The organism is Fibrella arboris (assembly GCF_041321095.1).
Lineage (GTDB): Bacteria > Bacteroidota > Bacteroidia > Cytophagales > Spirosomataceae > Fibrella > Fibrella arboris.
In genome coordinates this window covers 207,179-229,902 of record NZ_JBGGWE010000007.1, presented here as the reverse complement: position 1 = coordinate 229,902, position 22,724 = coordinate 207,179, and the positions used below count along the sequence as shown (strand labels likewise).

At 53.3% G+C, this 22,724-nt stretch carries 22 protein-coding genes and 1 pseudogene; 14 read left to right on the top strand and 9 right to left on the bottom strand.

Features of this window, described 5'->3' with window-relative positions:
* Nucleotides 1-89 precede the first annotated feature (89 nt).
* Nucleotides 90-911, top strand: coding sequence for a PepSY-like domain-containing protein (locus ACAW75_RS14520; RefSeq protein ID WP_370729451.1), 822 nt, complete (start codon nucleotides 90-92; stop codon nucleotides 909-911).
* Between the two features lie 85 nt (nucleotides 912-996).
* Here the strand turns inward: ACAW75_RS14520 and ACAW75_RS14515 are convergent, their stop codons facing one another.
* The 5 genes from ACAW75_RS14515 to ACAW75_RS14495 all read right to left on the bottom strand — a co-directional run bounded on the left by ACAW75_RS14515 (nucleotide 997) and on the right by ACAW75_RS14495 (nucleotide 5,102).
* Entirely contained in the window at nucleotides 997-1,620 is a 624-nt protein-coding gene (locus ACAW75_RS14515) for a pPIWI-associating nuclease domain-containing protein (protein ID WP_370729450.1), read from the bottom strand.
* Nucleotides 1,610-2,050, bottom strand: coding sequence for a RusA family crossover junction endodeoxyribonuclease (locus ACAW75_RS14510; RefSeq protein WP_370729449.1), 441 nt, complete (start codon nucleotides 2,048-2,050; stop codon nucleotides 1,610-1,612). The genes ACAW75_RS14515 and ACAW75_RS14510 overlap by 11 nt, the downstream gene beginning before the upstream one ends.
* Before the next feature lie 47 nt (nucleotides 2,051-2,097).
* Nucleotides 2,098-2,979 carry a bifunctional 5,10-methylenetetrahydrofolate dehydrogenase/5,10-methenyltetrahydrofolate cyclohydrolase gene (locus ACAW75_RS14505; protein WP_370729448.1) on the bottom strand — a complete coding sequence of 294 codons (882 nt, stop codon included), beginning with the start codon at nucleotides 2,977-2,979 and terminating at the stop codon, nucleotides 2,098-2,100.
* A 59-nt stretch (nucleotides 2,980-3,038) separates the two neighbouring features.
* Entirely contained in the window at nucleotides 3,039-4,466 is a 1,428-nt protein-coding gene (locus tag ACAW75_RS14500; RefSeq protein WP_370729447.1) for an ATP-binding cassette domain-containing protein, read from the bottom strand.
* A 150-nt stretch (nucleotides 4,467-4,616) separates the two neighbouring features.
* Entirely contained in the window at nucleotides 4,617-5,102 is a 486-nt protein-coding gene (locus tag ACAW75_RS14495; protein WP_370729446.1) for a DUF4385 domain-containing protein, read from the bottom strand.
* A gap of 218 nt (nucleotides 5,103-5,320) precedes the next feature.
* Here ACAW75_RS14495 and egtB point away from each other — a divergent pair, with 218 nt between their 5' ends.
* The 3 genes from egtB (at nucleotide 5,321) to ACAW75_RS14480 (ending at nucleotide 8,605) form a co-directional block, all read left to right on the top strand.
* Nucleotides 5,321-6,496: an ergothioneine biosynthesis protein EgtB gene (gene egtB / locus ACAW75_RS14490; protein WP_370729445.1), complete on the top strand. Its 1,176-nt coding sequence runs from the start codon at nucleotides 5,321-5,323 to the stop codon at nucleotides 6,494-6,496.
* 24 nt (nucleotides 6,497-6,520) lie between these two features.
* Nucleotides 6,521-7,516: an L-histidine N(alpha)-methyltransferase gene (egtD, locus tag ACAW75_RS14485; RefSeq protein WP_370729444.1), complete on the top strand. Its 996-nt coding sequence runs from the start codon at nucleotides 6,521-6,523 to the stop codon at nucleotides 7,514-7,516.
* Nucleotides 7,517-7,582: 66 nt separating this feature from the next.
* A complete protein-coding gene (locus ACAW75_RS14480; protein ID WP_370729443.1) occupies nucleotides 7,583-8,605 on the top strand; it encodes an SDR family NAD(P)-dependent oxidoreductase in 1,023 nt (340 codons plus the stop codon).
* Nucleotides 8,606-8,607: 2 nt separating this feature from the next.
* Here the strand turns inward: ACAW75_RS14480 and ACAW75_RS14475 are convergent, their stop codons facing one another.
* Complete coding sequence (locus tag ACAW75_RS14475) at nucleotides 8,608-10,674, bottom strand: alpha-L-fucosidase (protein WP_370729442.1); 2,067 nt, start codon at nucleotides 10,672-10,674, stop codon at nucleotides 8,608-8,610.
* Between the two features lie 385 nt (nucleotides 10,675-11,059).
* On the opposite strand from ACAW75_RS14475, the gene trxA reads away from it, so the two are divergent.
* The 3 genes from trxA (at nucleotide 11,060) to ACAW75_RS14460 (ending at nucleotide 12,994) form a co-directional block, all read left to right on the top strand.
* Entirely contained in the window at nucleotides 11,060-11,380 is a 321-nt protein-coding gene (gene trxA, locus ACAW75_RS14470; RefSeq protein WP_370729441.1) for a thioredoxin, read from the top strand.
* Nucleotides 11,381-11,564: 184 nt separating this feature from the next.
* The gene (locus tag ACAW75_RS14465; protein ID WP_370729440.1) at nucleotides 11,565-12,551 is read left to right on the top strand and encodes a c-type cytochrome; all 987 of its coding nucleotides are present in this window, start codon (nucleotides 11,565-11,567) and stop codon (nucleotides 12,549-12,551) included.
* 11 nt (nucleotides 12,552-12,562) lie between these two features.
* Nucleotides 12,563-12,994: a DsrE family protein gene (locus tag ACAW75_RS14460; RefSeq protein ID WP_370729439.1), complete on the top strand. Its 432-nt coding sequence runs from the start codon at nucleotides 12,563-12,565 to the stop codon at nucleotides 12,992-12,994.
* 77 nt (nucleotides 12,995-13,071) lie between these two features.
* On the opposite strand, the gene ACAW75_RS14455 is transcribed toward ACAW75_RS14460, so the two are convergent.
* The 3 genes from ACAW75_RS14455 to ACAW75_RS14445 form a co-directional block, all read right to left on the bottom strand.
* Entirely contained in the window at nucleotides 13,072-13,494 is a 423-nt protein-coding gene (locus ACAW75_RS14455) for a hypothetical protein (RefSeq protein ID WP_370729438.1), read from the bottom strand.
* A 75-nt stretch (nucleotides 13,495-13,569) separates the two neighbouring features.
* Nucleotides 13,570-14,280 carry a head GIN domain-containing protein gene (locus ACAW75_RS14450; RefSeq protein ID WP_370729437.1) on the bottom strand — a complete coding sequence of 237 codons (711 nt, stop codon included), beginning with the start codon at nucleotides 14,278-14,280 and terminating at the stop codon, nucleotides 13,570-13,572.
* 12 nt (nucleotides 14,281-14,292) lie between these two features.
* The gene (locus tag ACAW75_RS14445; RefSeq protein WP_370729436.1) at nucleotides 14,293-15,000 is read right to left on the bottom strand and encodes a head GIN domain-containing protein; all 708 of its coding nucleotides are present in this window, start codon (nucleotides 14,998-15,000) and stop codon (nucleotides 14,293-14,295) included.
* A gap of 269 nt (nucleotides 15,001-15,269) precedes the next feature.
* Here ACAW75_RS14445 and mltG point away from each other — a divergent pair, with 269 nt between their 5' ends.
* The 7 genes and pseudogenes from mltG (at nucleotide 15,270) to ACAW75_RS14410 (ending at nucleotide 21,712) form a co-directional block, all read left to right on the top strand.
* Nucleotides 15,270-16,313, top strand: coding sequence for an endolytic transglycosylase MltG (gene mltG, locus ACAW75_RS14440; protein WP_370729561.1), 1,044 nt, complete (start codon nucleotides 15,270-15,272; stop codon nucleotides 16,311-16,313).
* Between the two features lie 97 nt (nucleotides 16,314-16,410).
* Complete coding sequence (locus ACAW75_RS14435; RefSeq protein WP_370729435.1) at nucleotides 16,411-16,839, top strand: acyl-CoA thioesterase; 429 nt, start codon at nucleotides 16,411-16,413, stop codon at nucleotides 16,837-16,839.
* A gap of 73 nt (nucleotides 16,840-16,912) precedes the next feature.
* The gene (locus tag ACAW75_RS14430; protein ID WP_370729434.1) at nucleotides 16,913-17,869 is read left to right on the top strand and encodes a YihY/virulence factor BrkB family protein; all 957 of its coding nucleotides are present in this window, start codon (nucleotides 16,913-16,915) and stop codon (nucleotides 17,867-17,869) included.
* A 236-nt stretch (nucleotides 17,870-18,105) separates the two neighbouring features.
* Complete coding sequence (locus tag ACAW75_RS14425) at nucleotides 18,106-19,119, top strand: glycosyltransferase (protein WP_370729433.1); 1,014 nt, start codon at nucleotides 18,106-18,108, stop codon at nucleotides 19,117-19,119.
* Nucleotides 19,120-19,245: 126 nt separating this feature from the next.
* A complete protein-coding gene (locus ACAW75_RS14420; RefSeq protein WP_370729432.1) occupies nucleotides 19,246-19,884 on the top strand; it encodes an L-threonylcarbamoyladenylate synthase in 639 nt (212 codons plus the stop codon).
* Nucleotides 19,875-20,279 (top strand): annotated as a pseudogene (locus ACAW75_RS14415) (BsuBI/PstI family type II restriction endonuclease). The gene ACAW75_RS14420 and the pseudogene ACAW75_RS14415 overlap by 10 nt, the downstream one beginning before the upstream one ends.
* Before the next feature lie 326 nt (nucleotides 20,280-20,605).
* A complete protein-coding gene (locus tag ACAW75_RS14410) occupies nucleotides 20,606-21,712 on the top strand; it encodes an alpha/beta fold hydrolase (RefSeq protein WP_370729431.1) in 1,107 nt (368 codons plus the stop codon).
* Nucleotides 21,713-22,724 lie beyond the last annotated feature (1,012 nt).

Here is a 22,724-nt window from a genome sequence, read left to right as displayed (position 1 = left end):
TAAATTGTTCATCAAAAATTAATCTAAACGGCTGCAACGTCCCGGAATATATCGTCGTAATCAGGGCTATAATAAACACAAAATAGCAAATGAAAACGACGTATTTCCTGGGCTTCATCGCCCTCTTTAGCCTAACTCTCTGGGGTTGCAACAACTCGCAACAGGTGGTTCCTGATACCACGACCGCATCGGCCCGCTTATCGGGCGATACCACTGGCTTCTACTGCAAGAAGAACATCACCAAGATTGCCGTTACTGACCTGCCTGCCACGATCACCTCGGCCATTAGCGCGTCGTATGCCGGTGCTACGATCGATTATGCAGCCAAAGATGACGCAGGGAATTTCCTGGTTGCCCTTACGCAGAATTCGACCCGGACAACGTTGCTCTTCAATGCCGATGGCACTTTCAACAAAGAACTCGCCTTGCGCGACGGACCGGGTGGTGGCAAAGGCCCCGGCGGGCATGGTCCCGGTGGGCATGGTCGTGATAGCCTGAGCCAGGTAGCTGTTGCCGATCTGCCAGCCGCCATCACATCAGCTATCAGTGCTTCGTATGCGGGATCAACGATTAATTCAGCCGGTAAAGATGCTACGCGTGGCTACATCGTGATGATCACGCTGGCCGACGGCACAACCCGTAAAGCCCTGTTGTTCAACATCGACGGCACGTTTGCGCAGGAAGTAGTGCGGGGGATCAAAGGCAATTACAGTGTCATTGATGCCGCTACGCTGCCCGCCCCTATTACCTCCTACATCAGTACCAACTATGCTGGGTCAACCATTAAAGTAGCCGGTAAAAACCCAACGGGCCAGTTCAAGGTAATCATTCAGCAAAGCAACAATCAGCTGGCTGAACTGACGTTTGCCACCGACGGAACCTTTATTCAGGTGCAGAAAGGTCGTCATTGATCAATACCCTTTCTCAGCTAAAAAGAGGCACTGCCGGGTACGTACCCGGCAGCGCCTCTTTGCCATCTATAAAGTAAGGTGAACGTCATTCATCCCATGAGGATGTATCAACATGCAGTTGGATTACCTCGTCAAGAATCAATTCGTTCCGGTCGTTCTGATTCAGTTTAATCTCAAATGTAAACGGAAAACTATCGTCGCTTAATGATGCATCATTGGTTGGACCGTATTGAAGTTCAATTTCTACAGTTCCGGTTCCCTTTGCTTCAAACCCACCTTCCTCCAGCAAGGTTAACTCATCAACAATAGTGTCAACTACATTTTCTATCCGAGTAAGAGAAGAAAGAGAGTTTAGTTCATCAGGAAAATGATCGACTATATACTCATAGAGAAGTTCATCTAAATTGGGAATAGCGATTTTCTTCGGTTTGGGAGGCGTAGCTACAACCACTAAAAATTTATAGTTTTTCTGTGCGCGCACATAATCACCTAGACCAACAATCTGCGCCCGCTTTTGTGGTGTCATCTTCCCCACTTTCACTTCAAAAACAACCACCTCATCCGCTTTTCTAGCCACAAGGTCAGCCCTATACTCGCCAACCTTTTCTTCTTTAGCAACTTGATAGCCTTTAGCCTGATAATCAGCCATTAACTGTTCTACAGCAATATCGTGCATATAGCGCTGCAGGTATTGAGGTCTAATTTGCATTTTGTGCAATGTTTAGTTGAATCATAGCAGGCGAGAAGGTACCACACTCAACATAAAGTAAATGGTCTTCGGTTTCCAATGCGTCGAGCAACTCGGCTATCAACTTACCAGAAAGGCCTGAAGATCCAATAACAGTAATGTAATCAGTGGTCATTTCAAAACTGCCGACGATCCGCATTTTAACACGTTTATCATCATCGTACAGAATTCCTCTCAAACAATCCCAAACTGGCTTACTTATATTGTCAGCATCATGTCCTCCAGATTCTTTATAAAAATGATAAACTAGGCCATATAGATCTTTATTAAGGGGGATATGTCCGGGGTAAGAAGTGGAAAATGCCTTCTCAATACGTTGTATATAGCTCTTCTTCTTCGCAACCGTAGTACTCCCCCAGCTATTGTATGATTTAGGTCTAGTTTTAATCACGAAGCTATACACAGCTGTATCTTTTGAATTGTAGATGATCCATCGGCTTACTCGTACACTTCGCGCCGGGCGGCCTTGACGGTGTTCTGCATGAGTGAGCAGATCGTCATGAGGCCTACGCCGCCGGGAACGGGGGTGATGTAGCTGGTTTTGGGCGCTACTTCGTCGAATTTCACGTCACCCTTGAGGGCAAATCCACTTTTCTTGCTGGCGTCGGGCACGCGTTCGAGGCCTACATCGATCACCACGGCACCGTCTTTCACCATGTCGGCAGTAACGAATTCGGGTTTACCGAGGGCGGCGATCAGGATATCAGCGGTACGGCAGATCTCGGCCAGATTCTGCGTTTTCGAGTGGGTGAGCGTTACCGTGCAATTGCCGGGGTAGCCGTTGCGCTGCATCAGAATGCTCATGGGCAGCCCCACAATCTGACTGCGACCCACCACCACGCAATGCTTGCCGCTGGTGGGAATATCGTAGCGTTTCAGCATCTCCAGAATGCCCTGCGGCGTAGCCGACACGTAGGCCGGTAAGCCTTTTGTCATGCGCCCCACGTTGGTTGGATGGAACCCGTCAACATCTTTGGCGGGGTTGATCGCCTCCATCACCAGATCCGTATTGACGTGTTTTGGTAGCGGAAGCTGAACGATCAGCCCATCCATGTCGGGGTTGTTGTTCACGTCTTCTACAGCAGCGAGCAGTTCAGCTTCAGTCACGTCATCATCGAAACGGATCAGCGTCGAGTGCATACCAACTTCTTCGCAACTTTTCATTTTGCTGGCCACGTAGGTTTCCGAGCGGCCTGCCGTGCCGACAAGAATAGCGACAAGGTGCGGAATCTTGCCGCCCTCGGCCTTGATCTGGGCGACCTCGGCCGCGATTTCCTGCTTGATCTGCGCAGAAAGGAGTTTACCGTCTAAAAGAATCATGGAATGTTGTCTGCCGGTTGAAGCCGCAAAGGTCGCAAAGAATCAGCGCAAACAATAGGTCAGGCCACGATCCGCCCGCTATCGAGGCGAAGGGTATGGGTAATGGCAGCCGGCAGCTCGTCGGTGTAGTGGGTTACGTAGATCAGCGTCTGGGCCGGGTTCACGGCGCAAAGCTGCTCCACCAATTGCCGGAACTGTGCTGTTTGAGTAGCATCGAGCCCCTGCGTAGGCTCATCGAGGACCAGCAAGGGTGGTCTTTTGACCAGCGCCCGGGCCAGCAATACCCACCGTTGCTGGCCTACCGGCAGGGCGGCTAATAGCTCGTCGCGTAGTTCATTAAGCCCAAGTTGCCGAAGTTGTTCATCGATCCGGGTACGTTGCTCGGGCGTCAGTTTTCGGAACAGGCCCATCGTATCGAACAGGCCAGACGCCACCACGTCCCACACGTTTAGCTGCCGGGGGAAATACAGATGGAGTTCGGGCGAGACAAACCCGATGTGCGCCTTGATCGACCAGATGCTTTCACCAGTGCCGCGTTTTCGGTCGAACAGGTCAAAATCATTGGCGTAGGCCTGCGGATTGTCGGCGGTGATCAGACTCAGCAGCGTACTTTTCCCCGATCCGTTGGCACCCAGCAACGCCCATTTTTCGCCCCGCCGCACAGCCCAGTCGATGCCATGCAGCACCGTTTTTTCACCATACCGGATGGTCACGTTCCGCATCTGTACGGCATAAGTGAAGGGGGTAGGGGACGCAGTAGGGCCTGGGGCTAAAAGCCCAGGCCCTACTGCGTCCCCCGCCCCTTCCAGCACCAGCCGGTTGGTAATACACGCCGGTACGTCGCGCTCATCGACAACCATCACCAGCGACACGCCCGCTTGCGCTACCCGGTTCACGGTCTCGTGTAACTGGGCGCGACTGTCGGCGTCTAAGCCCACAAATGGATTGTCGAGCAGCAATATGCGGGGACGTTTCAGCAGCGAGCGGGCCAGCAGTGTCCGGCGGGTTTCGCCATTGGATAGTGACGTCAACCGCCGGTCGAGCAGGTACGTTATGTTGAGTTGAGTTGCCACCTCGATCAGCCAGGCCTCGGTATAGGCCGGTGGGGGAACGGGGGCTGATGCCAGATCGATCGTGCCGGGGGGACGTACCTGACCTTGCAGGACATCACGAACGGTCGGCGCCGTATCGACGGTTTGGGTATTGTACCGTTGCTGATAGAATTGCGCCGCGCTGGCAATCCGCCAGTCGAACGAGTAATCACGCGCGACCAGCTCAACTGAGGTTTTCAGCGGTCCAACCGGATGCAGTAGCTGGCCGCTCTGCAACGTAGTACGCCCCGCCAGCACGTCCAGCAACAAGCTTTTCCCTGAACCCGATGGCCCCATAATAGCCCAATGTTCCCCGGCATTCAGGGTAAAACTGAGGGGTGGGTACGTCTTATTTCCTGTTTGTCGGAAGGTAGCGTTAACGAGTTGAAGGAGCATGGGGTACAAAGTGAGGGCGTTTTACAGAATTAACTACGTTGCCTCGTTCTCCGTTGTCACTCGCCACAGGCAGGCGACAACGGAGAACGAGGCAGGCGACAACGGTCACAACAGTGTGAAGCATCGTAGCCACTGCAAACTTCGCTCACATCACCCATATTTCTCCTGCCATTCCTTTTTCTGACGTTTGTACTCCGGGTCTTCGCGGGCTTCAAGGTATTTGGCGTAGAAAATCCGGGCCGACGCTGCTTTCACGGGATCTTCTTCACTGCGCGGCAACTGCGCCCGGCCATGCGCACCCGACTGGCCTTTTTTATCGGCGGGAACGGGACCATCATATTTCTTGCCGCCTTTGTGGTTGGCGTAGCGCCGCGACCGGGTGTAGCCCATTTGCAGGAATTTGCGGGCCATGTCCATGCCAATGAAATCGTGGTTGGCCTTGTAATCCAGAAAGAGCTGGTAGATTTTCTCCGACGATTCGCGGGCGGCGTCTGGATCTTTGAATCGCCAAAATGGCAATATCTCAGCCTTGTAGGGCATTGCGGTGAGCACCCCCATTTCGCCCACGCTTACCCGATATTTCTCGGGATGCTCACGAAAGTCAATACCATAATAATCTGGTTTAGGCGTAGCCATACGATTCGTGTTGAGTTGATGAGTCAGCTACTAACACAACTAGAGGCCAACCGGTTGGGTTGTTCGCCTGTATGGCCCATTCCATATTATTTTATTGATGTATCGACACCATTATTCCCGATAATTAGTTTGACTTCTAGTTGTTAAGTCTATCGGCTTGTCGAGTCAGCGAATAGATTATTCCTCAGAAAGCTCAATCCGCTCACTTTATCGATTCTATGCAGTTACAGTCAGTAATTACCGCGCTGGCCGATGCCTTTCACCAGGTACGCGACCAGTCAGTACGGCTATGTTCGGGCCTGGAAACCGAAGATTTTGTGGTGCAGCCCATGCCCGATGCCAGCCCGCCCAAATGGCACCTGGGCCATACCAGCTGGTTTTGGGAAACGTTTGTCCTTATCCCGAACGTACCTGACTACCGGGTGTTCAACGACCAGTTCAACTACGTCTTCAACAGCTATTACGAAACCGTTGGTCGCCGCACACTGCGTACCATGCGCGGTAACCTGAGCCGCCCCACGGTGGCAGACGTATATCGCTACCGCGATTATGTGGACGAACACATGAACCGGTTCCTGACCGAGAACGAGTTGGCTGATGACCTGCATGCGCTGGTTGTGCTGGGGCTCGAACACGAAAAACAACACCAGGAACTACTGATCACTGACATCAAATATACACTGGGGCATAACCCGCTGTTCCCGGCGTTGGCGATACCCGTTACCGAGCATACGCCCGAACAGCCAGGTACATCGGTCTTGGTTCCGGAGGGCCTATATACCATTGGCTATCAGGGAAATGGCTTTTCGTTCGACAACGAACTGGGTGTGCACAAGGTGTATCTAAACGACACTAGGCTGGCGGGTAATCTGGTGACCAATGCCGAGTACCTGGACTTTATGGAAGCAGGCGGCTACCAGCAGTTTCAGCACTGGCTGGCCGACGGATGGGCCTGGGTGAATGCCACTAAAGCCGAAGCGCCGCTGTACTGGCATAAGCTAGACGGGCAGTGGCACCACTACACCTTTGGCGGCCTGGAACCCATTGCCCCCGACGCGCCGGTTTGCCATGTCAATTTCTACGAAGCCGACGCCTATGCCCGCTGGCGGGGGATGCGCCTGCCTACCGAATTCGAGTGGGAAACAGCCGCCACGCCAGGTAACCTGAACTGGGGCCAACGGTGGGAATGGACGGCCTCGGCCTATCTCCCCTACCCTGGTTTCAAAACCGTTCCGGGGGCCGTGGGCGAATACAACGGCAAATTCATGAGCGGGCAGATGGTTTTGCGGGGTGCTTCCGTAGCTACCCCACCCGATTCGGTTCGTGCCACGTACCGCAACTTTTTCCAACCCGACAAGCAGTGGCAATACACCGGCATTCGACTGGTTCACTAGTCAGTTGGCTTTACCCTAACGAATATGCTTCCAGACCATACCGACACAACGTACCTGATTAGCACCGCCCTGGCCGACGAGGTACGTTCAGGATTGACCCAGCATCCTAAACGCCTGTCGTCGCGCTTTTTCTATGATGCCGAAGGGAGCCGTCTGTTCAGTGAGATCATGCACTTGCCCGAGTATTACCTCACCCGCAGCGAATACGAAATCATTGACAACTACAAAGACCAGTGGCTCAACCTGTTCGCTGCCGATGACCGTCCTTTTGATCTGATCGAACTGGGGGCGGGCGATGGGCTAAAAACCAAGGTGCTGCTCACCCATTTCGTGGGGCACAACGCCCGGTTCAGCTACTCGCCCGTCGATATTTCGGAAACGGCGCTGGATGAGTTGACCGATGATCTGACCCGGAAACTGCCGACCCTCACGGTGAGTCCCCAACATGGCGACTACACGGATGCGCTGGCCCGGATTGCCGAACGTACCTACGACGGGGCCGACACACCCCGGCAGGTGGTGCTCTTTCTGGGATCGAACATCGGCAATTTCACGCCCGAAGGCGCCCTCGAATTTTATACCCAGTTGTCGGCATTGCTGCGTCCGGGTGATCTGCTACTGACGGGGTTCGACCTGCAAAAGCACCCCGCCGTAATCCACGCCGCCTACAACGACCGGCAGGGCTTGACGAAAGCCTTCAACCTGAACCTGCTTCGCCGCATCAACCGCGAACTCGACGCCGACTTTAACCTGGCCGCTTTTGATCATTACGAAATCTACAGCCCCGAAACGGGTGAAGCACGTAGCTATCTGGTAAGTCAAACAAAACAGACCGTCAACATTAGGGCACTCGATCGGCGTGTGGCGTTCGATTACGGCGAGATTATCCACACCGAGATTTCCCGAAAATTTACCCGTGAGGGAATTCAGCACCTGGCCAACCAGACCGGGTTTACGCAGACACACTGGTTCACCGACTGCCGCCACTATTTTGCCGACGTGGTATACACGAAGCTGTAAGGGGCCACTCCGTCAGTTCCCGCGCCGCCCTGCGCCAGCCGTTGTTTTGTTGTAAACAACTCAGTTATGGCAAAGCAAACGTTACTCTGGAGTATAGTTGGCGTGGGGGCTCTGGTTGCTTTCCGGGCCGTCCAACGCCGCAATCGGAAAATCGATTTCCGGGAAAAAGTCGTCGTTATCACGGGCGGTTCGCGCGGTCTGGGGCTGGTTATGGCCAGACAGTTAGCCCGGGAAGGAGCCCGTCTGGCTATCTGCGCCCGCACACAGGAAACGCTCGACACTGCCGCATCGGAGCTACATACCTATGGCGGGGAAGTATACACCCACGCCTGCGATCTGACCAGCAAAACAGCGCTGGCTGGTTTCTTCGAGGCGGTCAATCAGCAGTTAGGTCCGGTCGATGTGTTGATCAATAACGCGGGAGTGATCATGGCGGGACCATACGCCAACACCACCGACGATGATTTCCACGACGCCATGAACACCAATTTCTGGGCCGCTTATCACGCCACCAATGCCGTATTACCCGATATGCAGCAGCGGAAATCCGGGCGGATTGTCAACGTAGCTTCGTTTGGCGGCAAGGTATCGGTGCCGCACCTGCTGCCTTATTCGGCCAGTAAGTTTGCCCTGGTTGGGTACTCGGAAGGGCTTCGGGCCGAGGTGGCTCGCGATAACGTATTTGTCACGACCATCTGTCCCGGCCTGATCCGCACGGGTAGCCCCCGACAGGCACAGGTACGTGGTCAGCACGAAAAAGAATATGCCTGGTTCAAAATCGGCGATTCGTTGCCGGGTCTGTCGGTCAGTGCCGAGCATGTTGCCAATGAGATCATTGAGGCCACCCGCTACGGTGATGCCGAGCGGATCATTTCGCTTCCGGCCAAGTTTGCCGGGGCAATTCATGGCCTTTTTCCGGGCCTCGTTGTCGATACCCTTGCGTTTATCAATACCCTTTTGCCTGATCCGTCGCCAACAGGCAAAAACAGCCCACGCCAAGAAGGAAAAGAGCTGGAAACGTCGCTTACCCAGAACGCGCTGACAACCCTTACTGACGAAGCCGCCCTACAAAACAACGAACTGATCTGACGTTAGTGAGTCAACACGCCTAGTTCGGCAATAGATACAGTGGCGTCTGTAGCGCTGGCAGTTTCGAGGGCATCGAACTTAATGTAGCGCGCTGACGAAGGCTTCTCAAACCGAATGGACTGAAGCACCGGGTTGTTGTTGATGTTGCTAAACGCGCCCTGACTCACCGGGGCCGACCAGCTTTTACCGTCCTGACTCACCGAAACGGCATACCGATACACGATGCCTTCTTTGCGCCCATCCTGCCGGGGTAGGTACGTCATGCCGTGTAAAGGCACCGTTTCGCCCAGATCCACTACCACGGACAGGGGGGAATCGTCCTTTTTTCGCTGCTGCCAAAACGTATCACCGGTACCGTCAATCAGGCGGTCAGCGGTTTTGCTTTCGGCCGGCATCCCGGCCGAAACAACCGTCCATTTGGCCGCGCTGATATCGAATTCGGTAGCTACCGGGCTGCTGGCCTGCTTCATGTTGTCGATGAACGCCCGTGCTTTGATGGTCCCGCCTTTGGGTAAGGGAAATGGCTGACTAAAACGAGTGCTGCTGGCGGTCGGTTCGGTCCCGTCGACGGTGTACGTAATCACCGGATCGGTCGTTCGGGGGCTCACAATCGTCACCAGGCCGTCTTTGCTGCGTCTGATCACCGGCGTAACCATCAGTTCAGGTGCGTTGTATAGTTCGACGTGGCGAATCAATGGGCTGGCTTTGGCCTCCTCGAAGGTGATGCGCAGTTTATTGGTCGTGACGGCAGAGAAACGTAGTATACGCCGGTTTCCGATGGTTGTTCCGGTAGCGATGGGTTGGTACCGACCGTCCAGAAAAGCCGCGACAGTGAATTTTTTTACCCGCTGCCCCAGGGCAATGTACTCCTCGATCAGCAACCGGTTCAGCGTGGTCTGTTTGCCCAGGTCGATCGCCAGCGCAGCCTGTTTGTCGGTTGCGGCAGCAGCCCAGTAGGTGTTCCGGTTGCCATCCAGCACGTTGCCCGCACCAAACATCGACGTTTTTCGGAAGACACTGCTGCTGGTAATCTTTTTACCGCCTGCCAGATTGTGGGTCGCTTTGTCGGTATAGGCTTTCAGTTCCATAAGGCGCTTTTCATCGTTCTCATGCACCAGCCCCCGCCGGTCGACGGGCAGGTTCAGCAGCCAGTTACCGTTGCGTCCGATGGAGCTGTAGTAAATATCGACCAGGTGTTCCAGCGACTTCACCTTGTTGTCTTCGCTGGCATGATAATACCAGCCGGGCCGGATCGAGCAGTTTACTTCCGTAGGCACCCAATGGGTCCCATCCTCATGCCCCAGCGTCAGCTCCCAGTAATTGGGATAGGCCGGGTACACCTTGTCACGGTTGAGGGTACTCCAGTTCGTTTCGCCGGCATAGCCATCTTCATTGCCTACCCAGCGAATGTCGGGGCCGGCATCGCTGAAAATAACGGCGTTGGGCTGATACTGCCGCACGGTGGCGACGAAGCCCGGCCAGTCGTACACCTGTTTTTTTCCGTTTGGTCCTTCCCCGTTAGCCCCGTCGAACCAGACTTCATACACATCGCCGTACTGGGTGAGCACCTCTTTCAGCGTATTCTTGAACACCTCGTTGTAGGCAGGCGTACCATAAGCGGGATGGTTCCGGTCCCAGGGCGACAGGTAAACGCCGAATTTCAGGCCATACTCTTTGCAGGCTGCCGAGAGGTCTTTCAACACATCGCCCTTCCCATTGCGCCATTTACTGTTCTTTACCGAATGCTCGGTGTATTGGCTGGGCCACAGACAAAATCCGTCGTGGTGTTTGGCCGTGATAATGATGCCTTCCATTCCGGCAGCTTTCGCTACCCGCGCCCACTGCCGACAGTCGAGCTGCGAGGGATTGAACATATCGGGCGTTTCGGTGCCATGCCCCCACTCTTCATTGGTGAAGGTGTTCATGTTGAAATGGACAAAAGCGTAGTATTTCAGCTGGTGCCACTGCAATTGCCGCGACGACGGGACGGCGCCAAAAGGGGCTGGAGTCTGGGCCTGAAGCGTGCTATACAGGCCTAAACAGACCAGGAAAAGAAGAGAAGAACGCATGATGGACTTGGAGTAGCCACAAAGTTATTTGTTATCCTCTTGCGGCATAAACCAACTTGCTTTATTCCAACTCCTTCCCGTTCATGCGCTATCGCGTGTTGTTCCGTCAGTCGCCTGGCTACTGTGTCTTAATCGGCTACCAGTAACTACGGGTTACTAACGGGCAGGCTCAGTGCGCCGGGTCGACGTGCTCCAGTACCTGTTTGATTTGCCGATCGGTTAAAGCCGGGAACGACAGCATCTGGATTTTACCGTTTTCGTTAAAAATTTCACGGCACAGGCCTCGCCGCTGGCGCTTTGATAAACAATGTGGCGCTGGTGTAGTATAATGGGTTCATGACATGCTGATTCAGGTCAGTACCTACTTATCTCTTTACGAACTGATATGGAAGCGCCAACAAGACAACCCTTCGGCGAGCTTATCAATGGGGAGACGCCCGTTCTCGTCGATTTTTTCGCAGCATGGTGCGGGCCCTGCAAAACGATGGCTCCTGTACTGAAAGACTTTGCTACGCGTATGGGCAACCGCGTGCGAGTGCTGAAAATAGACATTGATAAAAGCCCGGCGACAGCCGCTAACTACCGCATTCAGGGCGTGCCCACGTTGATTCTGTTCCGGAAAGGGCAGATCGTCTGGCGGCAGTCGGGTGTGGTGCCGCTCAGGCAGTTAGAGCAAGCGCTTGTGCAGGCAGAAACAACCGCCTGACGCTGGTTGATCTTTCGTACTGAAAAACGCCATAGTATACCGCTATGGCGTTTTTGCGTTATTCACGTCGCGGCGACGCGGTACGGCGGCCGCTTATTGATACCGTAAATTTCACCTATCTTGCTGAATCAATGGTTGTTCCTACATTGCCTGTGTCAGGCAAGTAAAGCCCTGATGGTGAGCTATGCATGCAGAAAAAGCCGATAACAGACCAACCCGAAGTCAACAGCCAGCCTTAAGGCTGCTGGCCGGTCTGCTGGTACTAACAGGTACGGCCAGCTTTATGTCGGACGCTGCACAAACGGGGCCGGCGGCAACCCGGCAGGACACTACAAAAGCCAGCACGGCCCTGATCAGCTACGGAAAAGAGCTGATTGCGCACACGGCAACGTACCTGGGTCCAAAAGGAAAAGTGGCGGCCTTGTCTAACGGCATGAATTGTCAGAATTGCCATTTGGAGGCCGGCACCAAACCCTGGGGCAATAACTACCGTGCTGTGGCGGCCAACTACCCTAAATTCCGCGAACGGTCAGGTACGGTTGAGTCCGTTCAGAAACGGGTGAACGACTGTATTGAACGAAGCCTGAACGGTAGAGCACTCGATAGCAACAGCCGGGAAATGAAAGCCATCGTGGCCTATATCCTGTCTGTTGGCGGCAACGTACCCAAAGGCGAAACGCCCACCGGAGCAGGTATCTGGAAGCTGGCGTACCTCGACCGGGCGGCTGACCCTGGCAAGGGGAAACTGGCCTATGCGCAGAAATGTGTCGCCTGCCATGGTCTAACCGGTCAGGGCGTGGCTAATGCGGGCAAAACGGGCTATACATTTCCGCCACTGTGGGGCCGGCATAGCTTTAATCAGGGGGCGGGTCTGTTCCGCATTTCCCGTCTGGCCGGCTACATCAAAACAAACATGCCCCAGGGCACCACCTGGGAAAACCCGGCGCTGACCGATGAAGAAGCCTGGGATATTGCCGCTTACATCGAGTCAATGCCACGACCCGCCAGGGATCTCAGCCGCGATTGGCCCAACATTGCCGGTAAACCAATAGACCATCCGTTTGGTCCATATGCCGATTCTTTTCCCGAAAAACAGCATAAATTCGGTCCGTTCAAGCCAATAAAGAATTGGCAGGATCAGCAGATCCCCAGTCGTTCACCTAATCGATAAACAGCCGAGTTATGAAAACAGTACTGTTCGTTTTTTCGCTCCTGACCGCTACCCTCGGTATTGACCAGACCATGCTGGCGCAGGACACAGGCAAAGGCCATAAGGTTGTTTTTCAGTTTGTAGCGTCTGATACCCTGTCGCAGCGATCACTTATTACTAACCTGCGCAACCTGCGCGAAAGCTGGCCCGATGCCGAGGTCGAAGTGGTTTTACACGGCGGTGGCCTGGCTATGGTCCTGACCGAAAAGGCCAGATACGCCAGTATACTTCAGGAGCTGGTGCAGAAAAAGAACGTTAAGATGGTCGCTTGCGAGAACACGATGCGCATGCAGAAAGTGACGGAAGCGGATCTTCTCCCGTTTATCGGCACAGTACCGATGGCCATGGCTGAGCTCATCCTGAAGCAGGAACAGGGCTGGGCCTACCTCAGGGCAGGTCTATAGATTCGGCTGCGTCACTTATCGCAGGTGTGGTGAAATGCCGGTACTTCTGTCGGTTCCGCACTACTGGTTGCCCCTATCTACACCAGATCGGCCAGTTGCTGGACGGCCCGGTCAATATCGGCGCGTTTGGTAGCGGGCTGGTCGAATCGGTTGAACGGACGTAACTCGATCACATACGTTTGGTCAACGCTTTCGCCGTCGATGGGGGTAAATAATTTATAGCCGATCACTGTCACAGGCATAAGGCTGTAGCGGTTTTTGAAACGGGCCAGCAACGTACCCAGCCATTGCTCCAAATCTGTATCAGCCGTTGAACCGGGGCTGGCCGAACCTGACGCAGGCAGAAAACGAACTTCTGCCTGATTCCGGTCACGCATTTGTTGCTCATCAGGGGCGAAGTGCCCCTCACAACTTGAAAACGTCTGCACCCGGCCGGTTCGGTTCAGCGCGTTGACCAATGGCAAAATACCGGCTTCTATATCGTGTACATGGGTATTCATTGTCATCAGGTGGTCGTTGCATGTAAAAGACAACCAATGACCACCCGATGCCCGAGCAGCCTACTGGCATGGCTCTTAATTGGCGCTGCCACCGAGTGAGGTTTTACGGCTCACGATCCGGCCGGGGCCACTGTGGCTAACGCTACCGCCCGTCGATGCTTTCAGGAACAGTTCGTTCTCGGCATAAACCCGCACGCTGGCGCCGCTGGTAGCCTCAGCCTGGGTGGTGTTGGCAGTCAGCGATTTGGCATCGATGGTAGCCCCACCCGACGCCGCAGCCGTGACCGTTTTAGCCGTGCCTTTTACGGCAGCCGTGGCGCCTGCGCCTGCGCTTAGCTCAACGTCGGTGGCGTTCAGGTTCATGGTCAGTTCAGCGCCCGATTTGGCAGACAAGCTGATTTTATCGGCCTTAAACGGCGCATCACCGGTTAACTGCGCCCCCGCCGACACCGTAATTTCGTTGAGCTGACGAGCTGTCAGGTACGCTTTCACGTAGCGGCTGTTGTTCTTGTTCGCTTTGTTATTACCCAACCAGCCTTGCAGACGGATGCTGATCTTCAACTCACGACCCTCTACTTCAGCAACAATGTCTTTGGCATCGAAACCGCGGGCGTCAATTCTCAACGATTCCGTATCGCCCTGGGTCAGAAAAACCTGAACACCCGTGCTGACTTTCAAAACAGAAAAGTTGGCCACAGCGGGATTCAACGTACTATCCTGCGCCCAAAGCGGGCTTGTCATCAAGGCAAAAAAGGCTATTAATAGCCGCATACTGTTCGTTTTCATAGGTTGTCTTGTTTAATCTCGATTAATGTCTCCTCCCCCGGAGGTCTTCCTGCTTACTAACTGACCGGGGCCCCGATAGGTTACGTCGCCACCACCCGATGCCCGCAGGTACAGCTCTTTCTGCCCGTATACGCGTGCATCGCCCCCGCCCGACGCCTCGGCGTAGCAAATGTCGCTCTTCAGCTTATCGGCGTTCAGATCGGCCCCGCTCGATGCCGACGCGGTTAGTTTGGTGGCCGAACCACTCAGCGTTACGTCTGCCCCGCTGCTAACCGATACGGTCATGCGATTTACCTGTACTTCCAGATCCACATCGGCGCCGCTGCTGGTGCTCAGCGTCAGTTCGTCGGCCGTGAGGCGGGTTTCGCCTTCCAGATCAGCCCCCGACGAAACCTCGATACTGTTCAGGTTCTTCACCGTTACGTAGGCTTTCACCGAGTTTTTACTGCCAAAAATACCTTTCCAGCCGTTACGTCGATGAATACCCAGCACCAGCTTATTGCCGCGCTGTTCAGCAATCACTTCATCGTCGTCGAAGCCTTTGGCGTCAATGCGTACCGACTCAGTGGTTCCCTGTGTCAGGTACACGTTGATCCCGGCGCTTACATCGAGAGCGGAGATGCCGGAGAACGTCTTGGTTTGTTTCACATCCTGTGCGGAGAGGCAGGACGTCAGACTGAGGCTCAGGGCCAGGTACGTTAGTAACGAAGCGGTTTTCATGTAGTCTCCAGAGTTGTGTTTCTGAAAGATGCAGATTCGCGCGTAAAGGTTGCAGCCCTTTTATGACGAACGGCCTGTTGCGCTGAATAAGGTCTTCTCAGCGGGATTGCCCAGTTGGTTATGTCCATGACAAGCGTCGAGAGGACCTTTTCGCCCGGCTATATCAAAAAAATGCTTGTCAGCGCATTGTTGCGTTAGGGCTGTACCTTTGCAGAGTTGTCATGTCGGCGCTTCGACATGACGCATCAGCCCTCTTACACTCAATGACACTGTCGCGCAACACCAAAATCGGCCTCTACATTGCCTTTACGGTACTGTTCGTTTCATTTACCTTCTACGCCTGGCAACTGGCCAAGACGCCCAACATCAACGCCCATACCGACGATGCCAAGCCGTTTTCGCTGTACATTCCTAAGGGAGCCACCTTCGAATCCGTTATCGATACCCTGCAGAAGCATCAGGTGCTGGAGAATGAGATGACGTTCCGGTTTGTTTCTAAACTGATGAAATACCCTGAACGCGTGAAGGCGGGCCATTACCGCATGAAACCCGGCATGGGCAATTACGAAGCCATTAAAAAGCTTCGCAGTGGCAGCCAGGACCCCATCGAGCTGACCTTCAATAGCAGTATCCGCCTGAAAAGCGAGCTCATCGACAAGGTAGGCAGCAAATTCGCCTTTGGCCCCGAACCCCTCCGCGAGCTGCTCAACAACCCCGATACCTGCAAACGCTACGGTCTCGACACTACCACCATCATCTGCCTGTTCATTCCGAACACCTACGAGCTGTTCTGGACGGCTAAACCGACCGCCCTGCTGGCCCGCATGGCCGACGAATACAAGAAGTTCTGGACACCCGCGCGCAAAGCCAAAGCGGCTGCCCTGGGCCTGAGCCAGACAGACGTGCAAACGCTGGCCTCGATTGTCAGGGCCGAAACGATCAAGTCAGACGAGCAGCCCCGTGTAGCCGGTGTGTACCTGAACCGGCTGAAGCGTGGCATCAAACTGGAAGCCGACCCGACGGTGGTGTTTGCCAACAATGACTTCACGATCCGGCGCGTACTGAACAGACACCTCGCTTTCGATAGTCCGTACAATACGTACCTCCATGCCGGCCTGCCACCTGGCCCTATCAACCTGCCACCACCCACTGCTATCGACGCCGTGTTGAATCCGGAACAGCACGATTACCTGTTTTTTGTGGCCAAAGCCGACTTCTCGGGCTACCACACCTTCTCGCGTAACATGACCGAACACATGGCCAACGCCCGAATTTACCAGCGCGCCCTGAGCGAGCGAAAAATCATGAAATAAAAAAGAGTTGTCGGTCAGCCGACGTTGTCAGTCGGATAGCCCGTCTAGTGTGCCTTCCCTGACGGATGCCTTCGGCTGACTGACGACCTCGCCCTGTATGTTTACCTTCCTTGTTCCTCCATTCCGGGTACGTTATGCCGATACCGACCAGATGGGCTACGTGTATTACGGCAACTACGCCCGCTTTTATGAGATCGGACGCGTGGAGGCATTGCGTAGTCTCGGTTTTTCGTACAAAGAGATGGAGGCATCGGGGATTATGATGCCGGTGTATGAGAATACATCGCGTTACCTGAAGCCCGCCCGCTACGACGACCTGCTTGCCGTCACCGTCACCATTCCCGAAATCCCCCGCGCCCGGATCTTGTTCCGGTACGCCATCCGCAATGAGGCCGGCGACCTGCTGCATACCGGCCAAACCACGCTGGTGTTTCAGCGCGCTGATACGGGGCGGCTAACGGCGGCCCCACCCGCCCTCCTCGACCACCTGAAACCTTTTTTTGAGCCGGAAGTTGGCATAGTATAAAGGATGCTGGATGGGAACTCACCATCCGGGCTCCCGCATCCAGCATCCTTTATGATACCCTGCTGTCAATCGTATGTTCCAAAAACTAATGAGCGTAAAAGCGCTATCGGGGGCGCGGGTCTGGCTACGCACACACAACGCCTTTAACTCAAAAAACGACTGGTACAGTTTCCTGAGCAGAATCACCGACAAGCTGTTCGACAACGACCTGAGCGAACGTGCCGCTTCGGTAGCCTATAACCTGATCCTGGCCATTTTCCCGACGGTCATCTTCCTGTTCACGCTCATTCCATTCATCAAATTCATACCAGATCTGGAAGGGCAGATCATGCAGTTTTTTGCCCTGGCACTGCCCGTTGGCGCTTTTGCCACGGTCAATACAACCATTAAAGACATTATTAGCCAGCCACGGGGCGGCGTCTTATCCTTTGGGTTTCTACTAGCCCTGTATTCGGCCACCAGCGGTATGGTGGCGCTGATGAATGCCTTCAATGCATCGCACGAACTACCCGAACGACGCAGCTATTTAGCCAAGCGCGGTATTGCCGTAGTGCTGACGGTGGCTCTCGCCATTTCGCTCTTTCTCGCTATCGGCCTGCTCGTGATTGGGGGCGTGGTAATCGACTACCTGCTCAGGTTCGGCGTTTTCAACAACATCGTTTTCTATTACCTGCTCAAAATTGCCCGGTACCTGCTGGTGTTTGCCGTTTTTGTGGGCGTCGTATCCGTCATCTACAAATTTGGACCAGACGTGAACCTGAAATGGCCGTTCATTATGCCTGGTTCCGTAACGGCCTCCGTACTCATTGTACTGACCACCCTTGCCTTTTCCTATTACGTATCCAATTTCAGTTCCTACAACAAGGTCTACGGATCTATCGGCACGCTGATCGCCCTGATGATCTGGACCAACCTGATCTGTCTACTGCTGGTGCTGGGCTACGAGATGAATGTCATACTTTTCAACCTGGAAGGCGATAAAAATCCGTCGGTTGCCCGGAAAACAACAAATGCCACCTCCAACATGTGAAGTGGCATTTGCGAACCCTAACCCATAAATGTGATAGCGGTCGGGTGGCAGGCACTTTGGCACGCCCTCCGATTCGCGTACTATCCAGTATCGAAAAACTGTGCCAAACATTAGTCCGACTTTAAAAATAAGTTGGATTATTCCGGTTACTCAATAAAAAGTGCCTGTCCATCAGTAACCTGTTACTTTCATATCATATAGTATTCTAAGGACTTTCTCCAACATGAATCGCCAATATGGATCGCCAACGGATTATCCAGGCAAGCGCCACTGTTCCCATGGCGCCATTCCTGAATAAACATAAACCCTGGGTATCAGTTATCTGCACCTGTTATAACCATGCTGCCTTCGTTCAGGAGAGCCTGCAATCGGTTATTGACCAGACATACCCCAACATTGAGCTGATTGTTATCGACAATGCCAGCAGCGACGGATCAGCCACTGTCATCACCGCTTTCTGCGCGCATCATCCTACTACCCGCTTCATTCGCAACACCAGCAACCGCGGTCTGTGCCGGGCCTTTAACCAGGGGCTGGCCATCGCCATCGGCGATTACGTGATCGATCTGTCGGCCGACGACCTGCTGTTACCGCAGCGGGTAGCCCGGCAGGTAGAGCAGTTCCTTTCGCTCCCCCTCTACTATGGCGTCGTCTTCTCCAACGCCACCTATATCGACGCCCAGGGCGAATTCCTGCGGCACCATCACCCGATCCGTCCCGACGGCCGAACCACCGAACGTGTGCCCACCGGCGATGTTTTTCTGGACGTGTTGACCCGCTACTTCATCAATACACCAACCATGATGATGCGGCGCGCTATGTTGACCGCACTGGGTGGCTATGACGAAACGCTGGCTTACGAAGATTTTGATTTCTGGGTACGTTCGGCCCGCGACTACCGCTACGCCTACATCGATGAGGTGTTGACCAGCAAGCGGGTGCTGGCCAACTCACTTGGCCAGCAGATAGTAAAAGTCGATAACGCCCTGCTCGACTCTTCCTGGCGGGTCTGTTACAAAGCCTATGCCCTCTGCCAGACGGCCGACGAATACAAGGCGCTGGCGAATCGCATCCGGCAGTTTATCCGCAAGTGCTTCTACGCCGAACAGTACACGTTGGCTCAGCAATTTGGCAACCTCCTGATGCAGATAGAACCACCAGGCCTCACTGCCCGCGCCATGCTGCTGCTCTGCCGCATGCACCTGCCCGTCAACAGTGTGTACCGCCGCTACCGATTGGCCACAAAATGAGGAACAGGTAGCAGTAAACAAGTATCAATCACCCGTTATCCATTGTTGTATGGACGATTGGCTAACGTACCTGAGCAACGTTGCTACCTGCGCATTGATACTAAACTGATAACTGTTTATTGCTATATGCCTGCTGAGTTCATTAAGCTTTATCCAAAAAACCCGGATCTGACCCGGATCAGACAGATAGCCAAAGCCCTCAGTGAAGGTGCCGTGGTGATTTACCCCACCGATACAATCTACGGCCTCGGCTGCGACATTCATCATGCGCGGGCCGTGGAGCGGGTAGCCCGCATCAAAGGCATCAAACCGCAGAAGAACGACTTCTCGTTTATCTGCTACGACCTGAGCCATATTGCCGACTATGCCCGCGTGAGTAATTCGGTGTTCAAACTGATGAAGCGGCTACTGCCCGGCCCCTACACCTTTATTCTTGACGCCAACAACAACGTACCCAGGCTACTCAATTCCAGCCGGAGAACGGTAGGTATACGGGTGCCCGACCATACTATTCCGCGCCTGATCGTGCAGGAATTGGGCAACCCGATCATTACCACAACGCTACGTGAAGGCGGCCCCGAAGAACTGCCCGAAGGCATCGCCTACAGCACCGACCCCGAGCTGATCTACGAAACGTACCGCCACGACGTCGACATTGTGATCGACGGGGGGTATGGCGGCTACGTTCCCTCTACCATTATCAACGCCACCAGCGACGATTTCGAGGTTGTCCGGCAGGGCCTGGGCGAAGTAGACTGGGAATAAATCCAGCACAGGCTACGCCAAAACACGGCCTATCAGCTAGTGACACATCTAACAAAATGCTTCACATTGAGGAGACTGAGTTGAAGAAACTTAACTTTTTTGAGCTGTCTTATGACGAATTACCAGACATTATAGCATACAGCGAAAAGAATAACTGGTTATGCTTGATCGAGGCAGTACATAGCTCAGGGCCTATGTCTGAAATTAGGGTTCACGAGCTTAAAAAGCGGCTGAAATATGGCAAGGCTAAGTTAATTTTTGTGACCGCTTTTTTGACAAAAGCTGATTTCTGTAAGTGGGTCATCAACATTGCTTGAGAGACAGAAGTCTGGATTGCAGATAATCCCGACCATATGATTCACTTCAATGGACACAAGTTTTTAGGGGCTTATTAAATCCTGCGATAGGAAGCAGGCCGCAGGGTCAGCGTTTTCAGCCCGACGTAGGCAGGGGTGTACCAAACAAATAGTGCTTTCGGGACAGGTTTTGGCCGGCAGGTCACACTTGACAGCAGAGTTGATTTGTAGACATTTCGGAGACTTTGACTAACAAGCCGTGCGGCTCAGTAGTCGAGCTTTCGCTTGTTAAGTAAGTTACAGGTAACAGTGCGAAAGCCCCGATGAGAAAGGTCACTTGTGAAGCCGAAATCTTACCGACCACACAAAATTGATCTTTCCTGCAACATATTATTTTTCGTTGAGTCTTTGTGTAAAACACGCTGATGAAGATAGTACTTCCCCGATTCCTGCTCGCCGTTATTGCTTATATAATTTCTTGTGAGGTTGTCCTTGCTACCCGGCAACCCGCCATTGATACGCTGATAGAAGTAGGTAGCTACACGCTTCATGTTAAGGTAATTTCGGGTAAGGGAACCCCTATTTTACTGGAAGCCGGGGGAGGAGAGGCCGCTACGGTTTGGACTAATCTTATTCAGCCCCTTGCCGATATTACCCAAGCTCCCGTCATTGTCTATGATCGAATGGGGCTGGGCAGTAGTAGTAGAAGTGCATCCCCAATCAGTATTGGCCAGGAAGTCACCGGGCTTGCCACTGCTCTTAATAAATTGGGTTTTACTGGGCCCCTAATGCTGGTCACCCATTCATTGGGAGGCTTCTACAGTACCCTATATGCTCACCGATACCCACAACAGGTGAAAGCTATGGTGTTTATTGATGCCAACTTACCCTGTTTTTTTACCGAAGAACACCTCCAGAAGATACAGGCATCGGAAGAGTTTCGACAAACTATTCAGTTTATGAAGCAACATCCTTTACCGGCTACTATCCCGGTGGTGGATATGGTAGCCGAAAAAACGCTATTTGTAGGAACGCCAAATGATCAGCGATGGAAAAACTGTCATTTAGACTTTGTTTCAGCGTCGCCCCACCGGAAGTATCTACTGGCTTATGAATGCGGTCATTATATCTTTTTCTCCAATCGTCAATTGGTCCTTAATACAATCGTGACCCTATATGCGCAACAAGTGGAGCCGACCACAAAAACGGCTCTTTTCGAGAGAGGGTATGTGCAGGAACAGGTCGCTTCTAATGAAAACCGCCGGGATCTGATGCGGTATTGGCACTCCGTCAATGATTTAAATGAGTGGGGTTACTCTTTTTTGAAGCAGGGAGAGCCAGCCAAAGCCATAGAGGTTTTTAGACTCAACGTGGCACTACATCCAGACAACGCCAACACCTATGATAGTTTGGGAGAAGCCTATTTAAAGGCAAATCAGAAGGCGTTAGCTATTGAAAACTACCAAAAATCATTACAACTCAATCCTAAAAATGAAAATGCACGGAAAGTATTAAACAGCCTGGAGAAATAGCATCATCTCAGATACGCTTTGACGGACAGGCCAAGCTTTTCAGCAAAGCTGACCATCAACAGACTCTAGTATCTGCACGCTTAGTAGGAAAAGCGGGGTTCGCATAATTGTAGTTCACTCCGCGTGAGTGGTTCTCCGGCAACAAGTTCAATACTTTCTCAGCCCAACCTTCCGTGTATGTAAAGGCTCGTTCCTCGCTATCAGCCCCTGTGGCGGTGGGTTATCGCTCGTCAAGTGCTTGTGTGCCAGCGTATCGGCGACAGGATGCACCCTACAGAGGCCAGGTTTTTGACCTCCATTTCGGCGTTTCGCTCGACAGGCCAAACGCCCCAGGTGCATGGGTTTTTGGTTCGTTGCCGTCTTTCCGCCAACAGTCCTCACGCCTGTCAGTCGGGGATTAAGCGCAACAATGGCAGGTGTGTAAAGGTGCAGGTCGTTCGCGTTCAGCCAAATAACTTGCTCACCATCAATACCTGCGGGCGTTGGGCGCAAGTCCGTAATATGTCTTAAAAAATACAACGATTTACTGTTTGCCTACTTAAGCAAAAAGTTTGGTAACTAATGGGTGCATGCTGTCAGAAAAGATGTATGGTAGCAACGCAGCAGGCATTGTTGACATTACGTACGCTGGATAGAATGTCTTAGCAGCTGTTTGAGTGAGCCAAATCGTCGCGTAGCGACATAATGTTTATAGTTATGTGTCTTTCTATAAGCTTTTCCGTCGCATAGCGACATAACTGATCTGCTTTTGTCAGGTCGCTATGCGACGGAAGGAGATTCAATCAACTCAATTTTCTACCGACGTTAAGTCGCTACGCGACGATTTGGCTCACCCAAACAGCTGCTTACAGTTAATCGACGTACCTGCCGACAGGGCAATCACCTGTGGACGGAACGTCGACAAACGCGTTTCAGCCGACAAGGCAATGTACCAAGGCGGCGGACCGTCTGAGCGTCACCGCCTGACAGCCTCGGCTGAGTTAATAAGGCCATTTTCATCGAAACTGACACG

What these genes read in the sequence shown, in the direction of transcription:
- ACAW75_RS14520 (WP_370729451.1), top strand. Translation starts at nt 90, where the DNA reads ATGAAAACGACGTATTTCCTGGGCTTCATCGCCCTCTTTAGCCTAACT.
- ACAW75_RS14515 (WP_370729450.1), bottom strand. Translation starts at nt 1,620, where the DNA reads ATGCAAATTAGACCTCAATACCTGCAGCGCTATATGCACGATATTGCT.
- ACAW75_RS14505 (WP_370729448.1), bottom strand. Translation starts at nt 2,979, where the DNA reads ATGATTCTTTTAGACGGTAAACTCCTTTCTGCGCAGATCAAGCAGGAA.
- ACAW75_RS14500 (WP_370729447.1), bottom strand. Translation starts at nt 4,466, where the DNA reads ATGCTCCTTCAACTCGTTAACGCTACCTTCCGACAAACAGGAAATAAG.
- ACAW75_RS14495 (WP_370729446.1), bottom strand. Translation starts at nt 5,102, where the DNA reads ATGGCTACGCCTAAACCAGATTATTATGGTATTGACTTTCGTGAGCAT.
- egtB (WP_370729445.1), top strand. Translation starts at nt 5,321, where the DNA reads ATGCAGTTACAGTCAGTAATTACCGCGCTGGCCGATGCCTTTCACCAG.
- egtD (WP_370729444.1), top strand. Translation starts at nt 6,521, where the DNA reads ATGCTTCCAGACCATACCGACACAACGTACCTGATTAGCACCGCCCTG.
- ACAW75_RS14480 (WP_370729443.1), top strand. Translation starts at nt 7,583, where the DNA reads ATGGCAAAGCAAACGTTACTCTGGAGTATAGTTGGCGTGGGGGCTCTG.
- ACAW75_RS14475 (WP_370729442.1), bottom strand. Translation starts at nt 10,674, where the DNA reads ATGCGTTCTTCTCTTCTTTTCCTGGTCTGTTTAGGCCTGTATAGCACG.
- trxA (WP_370729441.1), top strand. Translation starts at nt 11,060, where the DNA reads ATGGAAGCGCCAACAAGACAACCCTTCGGCGAGCTTATCAATGGGGAG.
- ACAW75_RS14465 (WP_370729440.1), top strand. Translation starts at nt 11,565, where the DNA reads ATGCATGCAGAAAAAGCCGATAACAGACCAACCCGAAGTCAACAGCCA.
- ACAW75_RS14460 (WP_370729439.1), top strand. Translation starts at nt 12,563, where the DNA reads ATGAAAACAGTACTGTTCGTTTTTTCGCTCCTGACCGCTACCCTCGGT.
- ACAW75_RS14455 (WP_370729438.1), bottom strand. Translation starts at nt 13,494, where the DNA reads ATGAATACCCATGTACACGATATAGAAGCCGGTATTTTGCCATTGGTC.
- ACAW75_RS14450 (WP_370729437.1), bottom strand. Translation starts at nt 14,280, where the DNA reads ATGAAAACGAACAGTATGCGGCTATTAATAGCCTTTTTTGCCTTGATG.
- ACAW75_RS14445 (WP_370729436.1), bottom strand. Translation starts at nt 15,000, where the DNA reads ATGAAAACCGCTTCGTTACTAACGTACCTGGCCCTGAGCCTCAGTCTG.
- ACAW75_RS14435 (WP_370729435.1), top strand. Translation starts at nt 16,411, where the DNA reads ATGTTTACCTTCCTTGTTCCTCCATTCCGGGTACGTTATGCCGATACC.
- ACAW75_RS14430 (WP_370729434.1), top strand. Translation starts at nt 16,913, where the DNA reads ATGTTCCAAAAACTAATGAGCGTAAAAGCGCTATCGGGGGCGCGGGTC.
- ACAW75_RS14425 (WP_370729433.1), top strand. Translation starts at nt 18,106, where the DNA reads ATGGATCGCCAACGGATTATCCAGGCAAGCGCCACTGTTCCCATGGCG.
- ACAW75_RS14420 (WP_370729432.1), top strand. Translation starts at nt 19,246, where the DNA reads ATGCCTGCTGAGTTCATTAAGCTTTATCCAAAAAACCCGGATCTGACC.
- ACAW75_RS14410 (WP_370729431.1), top strand. Translation starts at nt 20,606, where the DNA reads ATGAAGATAGTACTTCCCCGATTCCTGCTCGCCGTTATTGCTTATATA.